Here is a 16,767-nt window from a genome sequence, read left to right on the forward strand (position 1 = left end):
GTGAAAATGCCTGTCGTCCAAAGACCCACGCGGTGAAGGACCGCGGAGCTCACGCGCGTGGGTTCACGGCCCCTGGGGCACGTCTACGGCCTTGTCGAAGCCAAGCCCGCTCGACGCCTCGCCCCGCCCCGCCTGCTTCCGGATGCCCAGCCACACCCACGCGCGTCCGTCCACCCACCGCGTGCGCTGGAACCCCTGCGTCACCCGGGCGCCCGCGCGCGGAACCTCCTCCTCGTGCAGGAAGTACGCTCTCGCGGGGAGGGCATCCAGGCCTTCGCGCATCAACGCCGTGCGGGGCTCCACCTTGCGGGGCTTCTGGGGGTCTCCCTGGAGGACCCGTGGCATCGCCGCCCGCTGGAGTTGGATCTCCCGCACATCCCCGGGCACGTGCACCGGCATGAACGGGATCCAATGCTCCGGCACCGTGTTCATCACCTGGTAGCGCAGCTTCACGCCCTCGGCGATGGGGGGCGGCGTGGGTGGCGTTCCCCCGAGTCTCCGGGCCAGGTCCCGCTCCAGGAACGCGCGCAGCTGCGTGGCGGCCTCCGCTCCGGGCTTCGCGTCCCCATCTGGCAGCCACACCGTCTTCTCCACCGCCCAGGCGGCGTTCGCCAGCTCGTCGCGGACCAGCAGGACCTCCTCCCTCGGCGGACCTTCCTGGACCTTGTAGGCTGAAGGCAGGAGCAGGAGGCTCGTGTCCGCGGCGCGGCGGTCCTGGCCCAGGGTGCTGGCATTGAACATGGCCCAGCGCCGCCAGTCGTCGTCCACGCCGCGTCCCGCCGCCTCCACCCAGAGGCGCTCGCCAAAGACGTTCGTCACCGCGAGCCCCCGCATCGCCGCCACGCACCCCACCGGCAGCGTGCACGGCACGATGAACCAGTCATTCGCATACACCAGACCGAACTCCATCAGGAGCAGCTTGGGCAGGTCCGTGGTGTCGGGCTGGATGCCCCCGAAGTTCGTCTTCCCGTCCTCGAAGGCCCACCACCGGGTGTTGGGCATGCCCTGGAAGGACAGCGGGGTGGGCACCACCGAGCGCGTCTCCCCCGTGGGCAACGCGACGTCCGGCGAGGATTCGCCATCATGGTCCAGGTTGTACCAGTCCAGGTTCCCCTGGAAGTACGCCTCCGCCCGCAGCGTCTTCTCTCCGGAGGCCAGCGGGGCGGAGACGGAGAACTGGTACTCCAGCCGATCCGCGACCCAGGCGTCCTCTTCTGGAGCGCCGGGCTGGGTGACGAGCGCATCGAACCAGGCGACGAAGCGCGCCGCCAGCGCGTCCGCGTCCGCCTCACGCCCCGTGAGTGCCGCGATGCCATCCGAGGCCCTTCCCGGAGGGGTCGCCGTCAGGTGCGCCCACAGCGCGCCCCCATCCATCCGCCTGCCTGCGGCCGCCGCGAACGTCGCCCACACCTCCGGGTGCGCGCACGTGGTCGCATCGCTCGGGTCCGTGGGGTCCGGCGCCCGCACGGGGTAGCGCGCCAGGAACTGCGCCGTCGCCGCGGCCACGTCCAGTCCGGGCAGCGTGCTCACGAGCTTGAGCCAGTGACGTCCCAGCAGGAGGCGCACATCCAGGGCCAGCGTCCGTCCGCCGCGCGTGAGCGGCACGGGGCGCCGCTCCACCTGGGCTTCCAGGGGGACCGACGCGTCGAGTGACTCCACCGCGCCCCCCGCGGACTGGTAGCCCGTCAGCGGGGACGTCTCCACGCGGAGCTTCGCGAGGATGGGAGAGCCCGCGTCATCGCCCTGGAACTCCCCCATCTGCCATTGCCGGGTGAGCAGCCAGAGCGCGTCGCGCACCTCGGCCTTGAGGGCGCGGTCGAAGCGCTCCGCGCGGGGCCGTCCCTCCAGCCGGTTCCACAGGGTGAGCGTGGGCAGCTCTCGCCGGGCGAGCACGCCCACGAGGTCTTTCGTGATGAAGGGGGCACCCACCGTCAACCTCCGTTCGAAAGCGTGAGGACACCGTTGTTGAGGGCCAGCGTGGCGGAGATGGTGAGCTGGTTGACCGTCGAGGCCATCACCGTCGCGGGCAGCAGCTGCGCGTACGCCGTCCCCTCCAGGTGCACCGGCTCCACCGCGCGTGAGCGCGCCAGGTCCAGGGTCTCATCCAGCGCGTCCACCAGGTCCGCCCATTGCCACGCGCCTCGGAATTCAGGGGGAGTGACCAGGAGGAAGGACTGCGGCGCCTCGTTGTTCGGCCGGTCGAAGTGGAACGCCAGCCCCGTCGTCGCCTCGCGCGCGGGGATGACCTCCGTCCACTCGTCCAGGAGCAGGCCGCACTGCGGGCGGCCCTTCGCGAAGGGCGTGGAGAAGTGGGCCGTGTAGAGCAGGCGGTCCTGCGCCGGATCGAAGTCAGGGGGCACCTGCAACGCCGCCCAGCGGTCCCCCGCGAGCACCGGCACCTGCAACGCCGTCAGCTCCGGCTCCGGCCTGTCGAAGGCCCCCGCGAGCAACGTCACCTGTTCGAAGGCGTGGAGCTTCTCGCGGACGCGCGCCACGCCGTGGAGCCACGTGTCCACGGGGAAGTCCACCGGCACCGTGTCCGTGAGGTAGCGGAAGAGCTCCCCGCTGGCGCTGTACGCGGAGGCCTGTTCGAGTTCGGTCCCTTGCGCCTGCGTGAGGGTGAACTCCGGCACCACGACGAACTCCTCGCCCAGGAGCACGTTGCCCGCCCGCACCAGCGCCTGGACGCGCACCACGGGATCCGCGGACGCATCATGCGTGTCCAGCAGCGCCTGCGACGCCGCCAGCCGTTGATCCGCCTGCTTGACGACCGCCTGACACACGCGCACCGCGTCCTTGACGAAGCGGACCGCGCGGTCGACCTCGGTGTCGAAGTCCAGCGCCGTCACGTCGAACGCGGAGAGCGGCAGCAGCGCCTGCGCGTCCGCGAGCAGCGGCGCTACCCGGGTGCGGGATGTCTGTTGGAGCGCGTCCAGCGCGTCGCGCCGGGCGACGAAGGCCGCGCGCCTCGTGGCCAGCTCCGCGCGGAGCGCCGTGGCCGAGGCGGGCACGGCCGCCGTCAGGTCCGCGGACACGCGCCAGAAGGCCTCGCGCAGCGGGGGGAGCCGCGTCGCGTCGGGGGTCCCCGGCGGCAGCGCCGCGTCCGCGAGCAACAGCGCGTCGAACTCCGCCAGCTTCCCGTTCCACACTGTCACGCGCTCCGCGGCCTTGCGCAGCACCGCCTGGAACACCTCCGTGCGGAAGTCCTGCACGAAGCCCCAGCCCGACTGCGGCAGCGCGAACCGCGCCCCCAGGTCGAGTCCCGCCACGAGCTGATCCGCCCACCCGTCCACCGCCGCGAGGATGTCCGGACGGCTGGCCGGCAGGTTCCCCAACGCGGCCTCCAGGGTCGCCCGCAGCGCGTCGAGCACGTCGCGCGTCTGCTGGAGCGCGGTCCGGGGAAGGGAGATGCGGGTCCTCTCCACCGACGCGGTGGCGTCCTGGTCCTTCGCCGCCACGTTGACGAGCGTCCCGTCGGTGGCGAGCAGCGGGCGCGACAGCGTCACCAGCCTGCGCAGGGCCCGCAGTTGGGGCAGCACCTCGAACACGCTGTACGCCGCTGTCCCCTTCTCCAGGTACCGGATGACCGTGGGCGTCGCGGGGCGTGAAGCGAAGTGGTCCCTGGCGAAGGCGAGCACGCGGTCGTCCAGCTCCGTCATCGCCTGGGAACCGTCGGTGCGCACCGTCAACACCCAGTCGAGCGGCTGGAGCCCCAGGTCGTGCAGGGTCACCGTGCGCACGGCCTCCGCACCCGAGCCCGCATCGAGGAACGCCACAGTGCAGCCCACCTGCGTCAGGTCCGGCAGGAGTGACGCCAGCCACTGGTTCAGCGCGGGCTCCGCCTGCGCACGGGGCGTCATCGTGAGCCCGGGGACGGGAGAGGTCGTGGCGTCGAGTCCGCTTTCGAGGTGCACGGCCACGCGGTGCGTGAGGCCCACGCCCCGCTGCGGCGTACGCGCCACGTCGGGTTCGGGCAGGGATCCACCGGCGCTGAACGCGTCACACGCCGCGGCCGCGCGCTCCGGGTTGCCGAGCACCGTCTGGTACACGCTCTCCGCCAACCCCAGGTCCGCGACCGCGTCCTGGCTGTCCAGCAACCGCTGGACCTCGGCGTCGATGGCGGCGGTCTGGTCAGGGCTCGCGGAAGGCAGCGGCAATCCGAAGGGATAGCCCGCGTTCCCGGTGGCCTGGACGTGCCGGACCAACGCGAGCCCGTCCACGACGTTGCGCGCCTCCACCGCTTCGATGGGCACGTCCTGCGCCGTGAGCGTGGAGGCCATCCGGTCCGAGCCCAGCGGGAAAGCCTTGCGCAGCGTGAAGATGAACGCGTCCACCTCCGCCAGCCCGTACCGGTCGTGCAGCCCCAGCTCCAGTTGGTAGCCCAGGAGCGCCCCCAGGCCCTGGCCCTGGCGCACGCCGTCCAGCAACGCCAGCGCCGTGCGCACGCGCTCGGAGGTGAGGTTCACCGCCAGGGCCTGCCGGTTCGTCGGCGTCGCGTTGGACAGGTCGCCGTTGCGCAGCACCGCCGCCGCGACGGCCTGGTTCAGGGAGGGCGCGTGGATGAAGCCGTGGTTGGTGCTGTCGCGCATGAGCGGAGAATCGCCCTGGCGCTGGAAGATGTCCGCGAGTCCCGGCTCCAGCTCCACCGCCGTGAGCGCCCCCACCTTGGGCCGCACGTCCTCCAGCCACGCATACGCGCCCAGGTGGACGCCCTGGCGTGGCCCCGCCTTGGTGGCGGTCAGGTTCCGCATCGCCTCCAACTGCACGTGGACCAGTCCCAGCATCCAGGCGTCCAGCCGGTAGGCGCACAGGTCCACGTGCTCCATGAACGCACGCTCCAGCCGCGCGGTGGACGCGTCGGACAGCCGGTCCAGCGCCGCGAGCTGCTCCGCGAGGTACGCGGTGGAAGAGACCTGGCCCAGCTTCGCCGTGAGCCAGTCCGCGACCCGCACCGTGTTGCTGCCCGTCACCTGTGGGGCCACCTTGTAGAGCAGCGCATACCGGCTCTCGCTGGTGATGCCGGGGGCCTGGTGCACGTGGAGGAAGGCCGCGTCGTCGCGCGCCGCCATCGCGCCCGGCGCGTCCAGGAGGCCCACCTCCAGGTGCGCGCGCACGCTGCCATCGTGGTAGCCCAGTTGGAGCGCGTGGCGCAGCATCAGGTACAGGAGCGCCGAGGGGGGCGTCGCGTCCTTGAAGCCGTCCTGCTGGTAGAGCGCGTCCAGCGACGTGCGCGCGGCGTCGCCCAGCCACTCCAGGTAGTTGCTTCCATCAGGCGTGTACGCGCGCACCCGGTCCGTTTCGGACAGCGGACGGTCGTCGATGAGGGGCCCCGCGAGCAGTTCCTGGTGCCCCTTGAACACCTTCTGGAGCAGCGGCGGCAGCGCCTGTCCCGTGTAGCCCAGCCGCGTGAGCAGTTCGGGAGCGCCGCCTCGCAGCGGGGCCTGCTGGAGCGTGGGGAACAGGAAGCTCGCGTCGAGGAACACCAGGTGGTTGCGCAACTGCGTGACGCTCTGCGCGTAGCGCGTGGACAGCTCCGCGGAGGTCGGGTGCAGCCCGACGATGTCCAGCAGCGTGGAGTAGGGCTCCGCGCCCTGGCGCCCGGTGAACGACACCTCCTGCGCGAGCAGCGCCCAGTCCCCCGCCATCCTGCGCAGGACCGGATAGAGGCCCGGGAGGATGCGCTGCCAGTCGGTCCGTCCTGCCTTCCCCCACCACGCCATGCGGGAGAACGCCGTCGCGGGCAGGATGCCGTAGGGCTGCCGCCCGATGCGCAGCGCGGGCACCGCGCCCCGTCCACTCACGTAGCGCGTGAAGAAGGTCCGCAGCGGGTCCACCACCTCTGGGGGGAACACCGGCTGCATCATCGTCTGCATCCAGTACCCCAGCGTCGCCGGCCACAGCGCCACGTTCATCGCGCGCGCGTCCGCCTGGTCCCGCCCTGCTCCGTTCCGGGCCCGGGCGAACGTCGAGGGCGACACGCCCAGGTACTCCGCGAGCCACTGGCCATCCCGCTTCTCCAGCGGGTCAGATTCGAGCGGGAAGCCCGTGCCGCCCTTGAAGAGCGCATCGAAGCTCGCGTCCGCGTCATCCCCGCGCGACAGGGCGGACGGAGCATCATCCGTGTTGTTCGTCGCCGTGCCCTGCGGGAGCAGCGTCAGGCCGCTCGTGCCCAGCCGGTGGTGCTCCAGCAGCGTCTCCAATTCGGCCTGCGCCGAGGCGGGATCCGCGCTCGACCGCAGCCCCAGCACGAGGACGCGATCAAACCCCAGCGTCGCCTGGACGGACGTGAGGGGAACGCGCAGGCCCATCCCCACCGCCACCGCGCTCGGGAAGTCCACCATCCAGCGCAGGCTCGGCGGCACCTGGACCTCACCCGCCTCCTGCCGGAGCTGATCCGCGGGGGCCGCGTACGGGTCCGGTCCCGTCATCAGGGAAGCGGGCACGGGCGCCCCCAGGACGACGACGGGCGCCTCCTGCGCGGACTCCCCGATGAAGACGAAGCGGTCCGGAAGCAGCCGGGCCACCGGCGCGCGCGACCAGGCCGTGGGCTTCGTCGGCACGGAGGCGGCGGGAGGCAGCGTCAGTTGCACCACCGTGCAGACGACGTCCTGCTTGCGACGTGAACTCCCAGGCAGGGCATCCAGGTTGAAGGGACGCCAGCCCGCGATGAGGGCCTGCGCTCGCGCCGCGCCGCCCACCGACGCCTCCAGGTGGGCCTGTGCCACGGCGAGCGCCGCCGCGTCGCCCTCCGCCAGCCACACCGCGCGCCAGTACGTGGCGAGCGCGCCGAGTTCGACGCCCGCGAGCGGGGACTCCGTGGCGATGACCAGGAGGACATCGTCCGCCGAGCCCTTCGTGGGCGCCGTCCCCAGCGGTCGGTATTGCTGGACGACCCACTCCGCGCGTCCCGACCCGTGGCTCGCCACAAGGTTGCGCCAGGCCGCGCGCAGCGCTGCCTCCACGCCACCCGCCGCCCACACCGCGGGCCAGTAGCGCCGGACGCTCGTCAGCTCTCCATCCGTGAGCGTGGGCTCGAAGGTGTCGATGTTCGCATCGTCGGGATAGACGCGGACCCACAGCTCCGGGGATGCGGCTGCACTCGGGGAGGAGCCGGGCTTGAAGCGCGTCTCCAGCCGTACGGGGAAGAGCAGGATGGGCACCCCGTCATCGAGCTGTCCTACCGCGCTGCGTGGATCCGTGAAGGCGCCGAAGTCCTTGGAGGCGGCGGCCTCCTGCTCGCCTGCCTGTGCCAGCCCGGCGCGCGCCTCCTCCAGCGCCTTCGCCGCCACGGCCCGCTCCACTTCGAGAGAGCGCTTGCGCGACTGGCCCTCCACGTCGTCCGCGCGCAGGGTCCGGACGAGCGCGGCCAGCACGGCATCCAGGCGGGCCACCCGGTCGCGCGCGGAGGCGACCTGCTGCTGGCCTCCCTCCAACGCCGCGCGCGCGGTTCGCAACCGGTCTCTCGACTCTCCGAATCCGACCATGGTCCGTCCTGCCTCGTCGTCGTCCGAGCGCGCACCGGAGGGCGCGCGTCATGAAGCGGGGGTGAGCATCTCGCTCGCGTGCACGGCCACCAGCACGGGCGTCTGGAAGAGGATGTAGGCCACGTCGGCCGCGCTCATGTCGCTGCTCCACGACACGTGGAGGTCATCCGCGTACTGCTCCGACTTCTCGTCGGCCTCGGGTCCGGTGGGCGGCACCAGCGTGAGCGTGGGCGTCGCGGGGGACACGTCGATGTAGCTGCCCACCGCGCCCGGCTGGACGTCCTGCCACGACAGGTCGTTCCAGACGTTGAGCTGCGAGGGCGCGTCCGTATCCAGCCCGAAGCGCGGGTCGCCCGGACGCTCCTTGATGACGAAGAACCAACCCGGGTCGTCCTGGGGGTTCTCGCCCGTGCCGCCCCGGGCCTCGGACACCGTGAGGTCGAACCCGAAGAAGTAGATGTCCGGATCCACCTTCGCGTCATAGAGCGGCGTGCGCACCTTGGTGCGCGGCGGGTTCGCCTCCTCCGCGTCCGTCAGCACCGCCAGGAGGCGCTCCTGGCTCGGGTCGATGGAGCCATCCGGCTTGCGTTGCCACGCCGCGCGGTGCGCGTAGATGACCGCCGTGGGATAGCGCTTGAGCAGCTCACCCCGGATGACGAGCACGGCCTGCGCGTCCGTGTCCCCCGGAGGCATGCGCGCGTCGTGGTCGCCCAGCTTCGAGTCGAGCGCCCAGCGGTCCAGCGGAGGGATGTCGCGCAGCTTCTCCTTGAGGGCCTCGTCGTCGGGCTGCGTCGGGTCGAAGCAGCTCGACACGTCCCAGAACTGCCGGAACGGACTGCCACGCTGATCCGTCGGGAACTCGCGCCACAGCAGCTCCCGCGCGAACTCGTGGTTCAGCCCCACCATGTACGCCTCGATGAACGCCGGGTTCGTCTCCAGGAGCGTGATGCTGTTCTGCGCGATGAAGTTGACGTTCGGCAGGAACAGCTCGGAGGAGAGCGCGGCGAGCGGCTTGTACATGGGCGCGTCGATGACCGGATACGCCATGGCCTCCACGAACGGCTGCACCTGTTCGGAGAGGATGCGCGGCGGCAGGAACAGGCCGGTGAGGACGCGGCGGGGCACCGTCAGCGCCGGATCCAGCTTCGTGAGCATTCCCCCCACCAGCGTCGTCAACGCCTGCCGCATGCGCACGGGAACCGCGCCCGCCTCCGCGCTGACCTGCAACAGCGCGTACCCGTCATGCAGGGCCGTCTTGAACCGCACGGCCTCCGGGTTGTCCGCGCCGCCGATCGTGGCCGACGCCGAAGTGCCCGTCCCGGCCAGCACGAAGTCGGCGCTGCCCGGGAGCCGGTCCACGGACTCGGGCGTCTGCCCCTGTTCACTCAGCGCGCTCGCGACACGCGCGTCACGGGCCCACCGCACGAACACCGCCCGGACCGCGAGCCCCGCCGCGACGAGCAGGACACCAAGCACCAGCGCGAGCACAGGGGAGAGCGCGAGCACGGGCAGCACCAGCAGCAGCGCGAGCACGAGCGGCGCCCACACGAACCACGGCCAGCGCAGCAACAACTGGAGCAGCCACCCCGGCACGCCCTGGGGCCTCACGGAGGACGCCACCTGATCCAACGTCGTCACGCCGGGCGGCGACACCCGGGGCGGCGCCGCGCTCGCCGTCCCCGCGTTCACGCTCTCCACCAGCCCGCTCAGCGGACGCCCCGCATCGAACGGCAGCGAGCGGACGAGCCGCCCGCGAGGCCGCACCACCCGGCGCAAGGCACCGGAGACCATCGTGGGCTGCACCCTTCCTTCGCGCAGCACGGCGTTGACCGTGGTGGGGCTCGCGAGCACGCGCTTCGTCAGCGGCGCCAGCAGCAGCAGCGTGCGCTCATGGCTCTCTCCGAGCAGCGGCGTGAGCTGCCGGTCGAACCAGACGCGCCCCACCTGCTGCGCGAACTGTCCCATCCGGATGCGCCGGTTGGCCTCCAGCACCTGGCCCACCTGCTCCCAGGCGGCCTCCATGTACGTCTCCTGGCCCTCCTGGATGACGCGCGTCCCGAAGCCCGCCGTCACCCGGTGCCGGGGGTCCAGGTTGAGGCCGTGCACCCAGTTGTCCACCGGCGTCACCGGCGTTCCATCCCGCTCCGTGAGCAGGCGCTTCGTCAGCGCGTGCCACATGCCGTACAGCGGCGGCGTCACCAGCGGATCCGGGTTGTCCTCCACACCCGTGCCCAGGCCGGTGCCCGCGTTCGCGTCCGCCGCGACCGCCTCCGCGTAGTCGTCCGCCAGGTCCACCAGCGCGGCGAGATCCTGTTGCAGCGGCCGGGGAAAGGGCGTGGCCCAGTTCTCATACCGGTCCACCCACTCCAACTCCTCCGGCGTGTAGTCCTCCCGGGGCACGCGCAGCGCGCCGCCCAGCTTGAGCACGCCGCCGAGCGTGGCATCCACCTGCCCCCGCACGTTCGAGCCGGGGTCGGACACGTCCAGGTCCCGCCGCCCGACGCGGGTGTCCACCGGCCGGGGCTTGAGCAGCCGCACCAGGGTCTCGAAGTCGCCCTCGTCGGCGGTGCGGAAGTACCAGCGGTAGAAGTAGAGGAACTGCGTGGGGGCCTGCTTCGTGCCGCTGGGGTAGCCGGGCGCCCAGGCGGAGAACGTCGCGTGGGGGCTCAGCGCGGGGTCCAGGCCCAGGCCGGAGAGGCGCCCCGACTCGAACACCGGCACGAGGAACGCGTGGTAGCCCGTGTTGCCCGCGAGCTTTCGCGGACACACGATGCGCGAACAGGCGAGGTCCGCGTTCTCGTCCAGCACCGCCTGGAGCCGGGGCAGCACCGCGCCCATGTCGTTGGACGTGAACTCGCCGTCACTGGCCGCGAGCGAGCGGTTCACGTGGACGTGCGCCCACGCCCAGAGCTGATCCGCGGGGGGAAAGACAGACAGGTCGTCCACCTCCACATAGGGCAACGGCTTGCCCGCCAGGTCCCCGCCGTCGCGGAACTCCGCCTCCGTGAGGACCACCAGCATCAGCCACGGACGCAGCCGGCCCTTCGCCGCGTCCGGGGCCGCGGGCGTGTACCGCCAGGGAAAGTCCTCGTCGTAGAACTCCACCAGCGGCAGGTGGTTGGGCTCGAAGTTGGTGATCCACGCCCGGGGCTCCGTGCGCACGATGGCGCGCGGCTCGATGCCCTGGATGTCTCCCGGACCGAACAGCGACACCTGCCGCTCCAGCGGCGCCGTGGCGGTCGTGCCATCCGGCCGCGTCCCCACCAGCTCCAGCCGCACCTGCACCTGGGCCCGCACCTGGACGCTCGGGTCCTCGTCCGCGCTGGTTATCTGGTTGGCCAGTCCGCTGCGCAGCCAGGGCAGGAACGAGTACGTCGCCAGGGGTGGGCTCATACGGCCTTCTCGAAGGAGGGAATGACGTGCACCTGGTCCACAAGGCCCGGATCCGCCGCCACCTTGCGTGTCATCCAGTCCCGTGCGCTCGCCTCACTGAGGAAGCGCTCCGACTCGGTGGACACCGCGCGGTTGTCCAACTGGAAGGCCACCGTGTACGTCTCCGCCTGGACGGTGATGAGGTCCGGGAACGGCCGCAGCTGCTTGCTCACCGCCTGGGACAGGGGCGAGCGCGCGGTGCTGGAGCCGCGCAGGAAGAAGCTGAACAGCCGCGCGGTGAAGACGTAGAACTTCTGGGCGAAGCGCTTGAAGTTCGAGTCCAGGATGATGAGCTCGTAGCGCACCACGCGCTTGACCATCCGGCTGGAGCTGAGCACCTGCCCCGCGCCCGACAGCTCGACACCGCCCGGCTCCGGAGCGAAGGCGGGCCTCGACAGCTTGTCCGCGTCCCCCATGTCCTGGAACTGCGCGGGGGCGAACTGCTCCAGCGCGTCCGCCTTCTTCTCCAGGCCCCCGGTGACCACGTTCAGGGCCAGGCGGTTCACGTCCGCCGGCCGCTGCGCCCCCACCCGATCCAACGTCAACGCCAGCGGCGCCAGGCGCTGCGACACGCGCAGCACACCCACGGGATGGAGGACCAGCTCCGGCCCCGGGGGGAGGGGGCGAAGCGAGACGCGCAGCGAATTTCCCTGGGGCAGCAGCGCGCGCCAGCTGTCCGCCTTGTCCAGCTCCGCCAGGATGAGCGGGAGCAGCAGGATGGGCGGCAGGCTCGTGTCCTCGGAGGTGCCCCAGGTGACTTCGACGTCCACCGAGATGTCGAAGAAGAGCAGGGAGATGGACGCGCTGCCATGCGCACGCCACGGCGCCGGGCCCTCCAGCGAACCCGTCAGCCGGACGCTGAGCAGATCCAGCCCCGACACGCTCAGCGAGAACGTGGCGGAGATGTCGATGGAGCAATAGAAGGGCGCGCGCTGGAACAGCGAATCGAAGGTGATGTGGCCCTGCACCTTGGCCGAGTCCACCCCGAAGAAGAGGTCCGCCTGCGCGCCGAACTGGAACGTGTTCGGCGTGACGGCGAAGTAGCCCTGGAGCTGGACCCTCGCGGTCGAGCTGTTGATGAGCGTGATGGCGACGCGCTGGGGAGTCGGGAAGGGCAGCGGCGGCGGGGTGTAGCGCGGGTGGAAGCCGCCCACGCTCACGACGAGGTTCCCGTCGTCCCCGTACGCGACCAGCACGCCCATCTCCCCTTCAAGCGTGATGAAGAGGATGCGGGACTCGAACAGGGACGCGAAGAAGTAGAGCCGCTCGCGGTCGAACTCGATGGCGCCCGCGAAGTTCGCCTGGAGCACCAGGAGCGGAGCGTCCACGGTGGGCAGCATGACGCTCAACACCCCGAGGATGGCGACGTCGCCCGGGATTTCGATGAAGAGGCCCAGCGAGAGGCTCACCAGCGTCGGCGTGCCCCAGCCCAGCTCCATCATGGGGCCCACGAGGAACGTCCCCTGCTTCTGGGGGAACAGCGCCTGGAGGTCGCTCAGGATGCGCGGCGCGTTGGCCACCACGTCCTGCGGGAACATCACGCTCTCGATGGCGCCGGACCGCACGCCCTCCATGAGCGCCGTAAGGTTCATGGTGCGGTTGAGCCCGAGCAGGCCGCCGACCCGCAGCAGTGAGAAGCCCAGGCCCAGTTGGATGCCGCTGCCGAAGTCCGCCGTCAGGAGGATGAGCAACGAGAACCCGGGGGTGCCGTCCAGGTTCTTCGTGGTGATGAGCCCGATGGCGTGCACGCCGATGACATCCGCGAACACCAGCTCCAGCGCTCCCGAGTACTGCCCGGCCTCCACGTCGAGGAAGAGCGCACCGCCGCCCTTCACCACCCCCGCGTCCACCACCAGCCCCACGCCATCCGGTGGCTTGAAGGCGAACGCCAGGTCGGCCGGCCCCAGGTTCCCGCCGCCATCCGGGAACGTGAACGTCGCCAGGAGGCCCATCCGGTCCACGGACGCGGTCAGGGGACCCAACCCGGCCTTGAAGCCGGCCGACAGCTCCACGGGGATGGAGCCGTCGGACTCCAGCCCCGCCACCAGGTAGAGGTTGAAGATGTCCAGCGGCCCCAGGGAGACATGCGCGGGGATGGCGATCTCCAACGCCGCGCTGCCCGTGAAGGCCACACCCTTCGCGGGGCTCCACGTCATGCCCACGTCGAAGTTCGCATCCAACTTCTGGCCGGCCAGCAACGTCGACAGGAAGCCATCCCCGCCTTCGCCACTGATGAGCAGCCGGCCCCCATGCAGGGTCACCGCGAGCCCGGGCGACACCGTGACGGGGCCCGTGGCGGGAGCGACATGGGCATCCAGCGTCACGGCCGCTTGCGGCCCCTGCACCTCCAGACGGGAGCCACGCGCTTCGCCCAACAGGAGGAAGGGGTCCGCGCCCGGCGCGCGCGCGAAGCTCAACGCCGCGTGGACATCCGCCACGCTCACGCCGTCGTCCACGGAGACGTCGAACAGCGGCCGCAGGGTGAGCGTGAAGTCCACCGGGGACTGCACCTGCGCATCGATGGAGACCTGCCAGTCCCCCGCGTCGATGACGTCGGAGCGCGACAGCGCCCCCGGCACCCGCAGGCTCAGGTCCAGGCCCGGCGGAACGAGGGTGGGGTTCACCTCCGCGCTGAAGGCGAAGGCCTCCAGCGAGGCCGGCTGCCCGGACGGCTGGAGGAGCTGCGCGGGGATGTTGAACTGCGTCTCCAGCAGCGCCTGCAAGGCACCGAAGAGCGCCAGCCCGTCGAAGTCCGGGGCCCCCCACTTGAGCACGTCGCGCAGGAGGCCCGTGGGGTCCGTGAAGAGCCGCGCCATCCGGTCGAAGTGCAGCGTCTTGCGCGTGTAGGCCCCCTGCAACGTGTCGGGGGCGCCCGACTCCACCTGCTCGATCTCCATCGCGCCCGCCGCGAGCAGCGGAATCGTGAGCTGGGGGAAGCGGTCCTCCAGGTAGTCGACGAGGAGTCGCTGCAACAGCTTCGAGGCGAAGGCACTCGCGAACCCCGCCAGCTCCGCGCGCTGGGCGGGCGTCAGCACCGTCGAACTCGCACTGAGCGAGTCGAGCGCGTCGGCCGTGGTGCGTGCCGCCTCCACCAGGAGCCCGATGCGCTCGATGAGCGCCCGCCCCGTGTTCGCCACCGCGACGGCATCCTCGGCATCGATGGCGGCGACGAGCTGCTCCACCAGCGTCGGCAGCTGCGTGGCCGCCGAGGCCAGCGAATCGATGGCGGCTCCCAGCGCGTCCGTCTGGGCCAGCCCCAGCGGCCGGCGAAGGCCCAGCCATTCGAGGACGGAGTCCGCCGTCCCCGCCTCCACGCGCTGCGCCAGGGGACGGAAGATGCGCGCCAGCTCCGTCGCGAGCAGCTCCAGCGTTCCAGCGGAGTCCTGGCTCACTGCACGACCTCCGGTGAGAAGGCGTGGACCTGAGCGGCCAGCGGACTGCTGAGCAGATTGAACACCCGCTCCCGGTGCCGGACCAGGCCCGCGCGCAGCTTCGGCGAGCCGTAGCGCGCGAGCAGGCCCCACCAACGCTCCACGTACTCACGCTGCGCTTGCGCCTCGAGCGCCGCGGGCGCCCGCGGATCCAACGCGCCGTCCAGCAGGCAGCGCAGCATCCGGGGCCCGCTGCCGCGATGCCAGAGCGTGGCCACGCGGCGGTTCGTGTTGATCAACCGGCGCACCTCGCTGAAGTGCCGGCTCACCGTCGAGGCCAGCAGCTCCCCCTCCGGCAGCGCGAGCAACCGCGCCCGGAGGATGCGCAGCGAGGGCGGCAGCACGGAAGCACGCGGCATCTCCGCCAGCGACATCCCCGACAGGCCACCGCCACCACCCCCTCCTCCGCCGCCGCCACTGCTGCTCGCACAAGCATCGTTTCCCCATCCGCTCTCCGCCCAGACGCTCTGCATCGCGGCCTGCACGTCCAGCTTGCCCATCCCCCACGTCTCGGGAGTTCCTCCGGGGGGTGGAGGGCGCGCGGAGGCCTTGAGGTGCTTGAAGATGCCCTCGCGCGTGAGCCGGGGATTCAGCTCCAGCATGAGCGCGATGGCCCCCGTGACATGGGGCGCCGACATGCTGGTGCCGTCCAGGTCCTGATACAGGCAGCAGCACGCGTCAGGGCAGCAGGAGCAGCAGTTTCCCGGGAGGTTCGCGGCATCCGCCTTCGCGGAGGTGATCTGCAAGCCGGGCGCCGCCAGGTCTGGCTTGGGGTTGGCGGCCGCGTTGCGCGCCACGGGGCCCCGGCTGGAGGAATCGCGGATGCCGGTGGAGGGGAAGCAATTCCAGAAGTCCGTCCGCGACTCGTGGTTGGCGACGCAGAAGGCGGTCGCGGCGGTGGAGGGAATGGTGAGCGTCGCGTCGGCGGAGGCGCGGACCTTCCCATCGGGCGGATTCACTTGCGCCAGGAACACCGGCTGATGGGTGACGCTCTCGATCCAGCAGTGGAAGGTCACCGCGGTAGCGGAGGGGTTGATGAGGTTGAGCTTCCAGTCCTCTGTCGGGATGTTGCCGGAGCGGGGCCGCTGCATCCGGATGCGGAAGTTGTTGTCGCGCCCGTACAGGCCATTGATGGTGCCGTCGACCACCACCGGGAAGAACCGGGTCGCGTCATGGTCGTTGGCGACGTAGATGCCGTCCTGCCCGTGCAGGGTGGTGCCCAGGGACGTGGAGCCCTCGATGAGCTCCAGGTTCAGCGTGCCCGCGCGCGCGTACCAGACATCCACCTGAGCGAAGGACTCGAAGCCATCCCGGGTGGAGAACTCCACCTCCACGTTTCCATGACCGGGCACGCTGCCCTGGACGTGCGTGCGCTCCTTCGTCTCGTTGCCGGCGGCCACCACCACGGCGCGTCCCGGCGCGTCCGCCATCAACATGTCGATGGTCTGCTCCAGGAGCGACGTCCCATCGTGGGGCCCCAGGTTGGCGCCCAGGCTGATGTTGGCCACCGCGGGCTTGTTCACGCCCTTGGCGAACTCGAAGATGAAGCCCAGGGCCGCGATCATCCCGCTGCTCGCGCCGAACTCGGCCCCCAGCGACAGCGGATACCTCACGAAGACGATGTCGGCTTCGGGCGCCACCCCGACGTAGGTCTTTCCGGTGTGGCAACAGGTCGCGGGGATGCCATTGCCCGCGGCGATGCCGGTGACATGGGTGCCATGTCCACCCTCGTCACCCGCCTCGTCGTCCAGGCTGCGCACCGACCCCGGGTCGCCGTGAAGCGCGCTGTTGAGATGGGACTGGTCGTAGAGGACCCCCACTCCATTGGGCCCGGCCTGCTCGGTGGCGTTCGCGGTGAGCCGCATGTCCCACAAGGCGAGGATGCGGGTGTCGCCGGCGGGCGTCACGAAGCTCGCATGGCGCCAGTCAATTCCCGAGTCGATGACCCCGACGATGACGCACTTGCCCCGGTACTGGACCGGGCCCACGTGGACCGCGTCAGCGCGAATTTCGGGGACGCTGAAGTTGAGCTGGGGGCGCATCCGGAGGTCACCCTCCAGCTCCACCACGTGCTCGATGGCGGCCAGCGCCTCCAGGTGCTCGGGCATCACCGTGCCGGTCGCGATGCTGAAGCTCCGCGTCGGATGGGAGAGGACGCTGCGCACCTGGAACCCGGCGGCCTTCAGGTCCTCCAGGGAGCCCGTGAACGCGATGGCGAGCCCCACCGGACCGGGCTCCGCGCCGAACGGCTCCACCAGGGCGCTCGCGAGCGCATCCCCCCGCGCGGCCCTCGAACGCGCGGCATGCACCCGCACGTGGTGGCGCAGCTCGGGTGACAGCTTCGAGTTCATGACGCCCCCGGCGCGCATGCAACCGCACACACGTGGCACGGCTCACGCGCATCGGCAGACACGCTGAAT

The 16,767-nt window shown here is 71.2% G+C and carries 5 protein-coding genes; all 5 read right to left on the minus strand.

Features of this window, described 5'->3' with window-relative positions; genetic code table 11:
- Nucleotides 1–63 precede the first annotated feature (63 nt).
- The 5 genes from OV208_RS00100 to OV208_RS00120 are packed head-to-tail and all read right to left on the minus strand — an operon-like array spanning nucleotide 64 to nucleotide 16,698.
- Nucleotides 64–1,929 carry a hypothetical protein gene (locus tag OV208_RS00100; protein WP_267571737.1) on the minus strand — a complete coding sequence of 622 codons (1,866 nt, stop codon included), beginning with the start codon at nucleotides 1,927–1,929 and terminating at the stop codon, nucleotides 64–66.
- A 2-nt stretch (nucleotides 1,930–1,931) separates the two neighbouring features.
- Nucleotides 1,932–7,484, minus strand: coding sequence for a hypothetical protein (locus OV208_RS00105; RefSeq protein ID WP_267571738.1), 5,553 nt, complete (start codon nucleotides 7,482–7,484; stop codon nucleotides 1,932–1,934).
- Nucleotides 7,485–7,532: 48 nt separating this feature from the next.
- Entirely contained in the window at nucleotides 7,533–10,877 is a 3,345-nt protein-coding gene (locus OV208_RS00110; protein ID WP_267571739.1) for a hypothetical protein, read from the minus strand.
- Nucleotides 10,874–14,308: a DUF6603 domain-containing protein gene (locus OV208_RS00115; RefSeq protein ID WP_267571740.1), complete on the minus strand. Its 3,435-nt coding sequence runs from the start codon at nucleotides 14,306–14,308 to the stop codon at nucleotides 10,874–10,876. The genes OV208_RS00110 and OV208_RS00115 overlap by 4 nt, the downstream gene beginning before the upstream one ends.
- Entirely contained in the window at nucleotides 14,305–16,698 is a 2,394-nt protein-coding gene (locus OV208_RS00120; RefSeq protein ID WP_267571741.1) for a S8 family serine peptidase, read from the minus strand. Before OV208_RS00120 ends, OV208_RS00115 begins: the two co-directional genes overlap by 4 nt.
- Between the last annotated feature and the right edge of the window lie 69 nt (nucleotides 16,699–16,767).

The organism is Corallococcus sp. bb12-1, from assembly GCF_026626765.1.
GTDB classification, from domain to species: domain Bacteria; phylum Myxococcota; class Myxococcia; order Myxococcales; family Myxococcaceae; genus Corallococcus; species Corallococcus terminator.

Bases quoted from the DNA above. Each gene is read 5' to 3' on its own strand.
- OV208_RS00105 (WP_267571738.1), bottom strand. From the start codon at position 7,484: ATGGTCGGATTCGGAGAGTCGAGAGACCGGTTGCGAACCGCGCGCGCG.
- OV208_RS00110 (WP_267571739.1), bottom strand. From the start codon at position 10,877: ATGAGCCCACCCCTGGCGACGTACTCGTTCCTGCCCTGGCTGCGCAGC.
- OV208_RS00120 (WP_267571741.1), bottom strand. From the start codon at position 16,698: ATGAACTCGAAGCTGTCACCCGAGCTGCGCCACCACGTGCGGGTGCAT.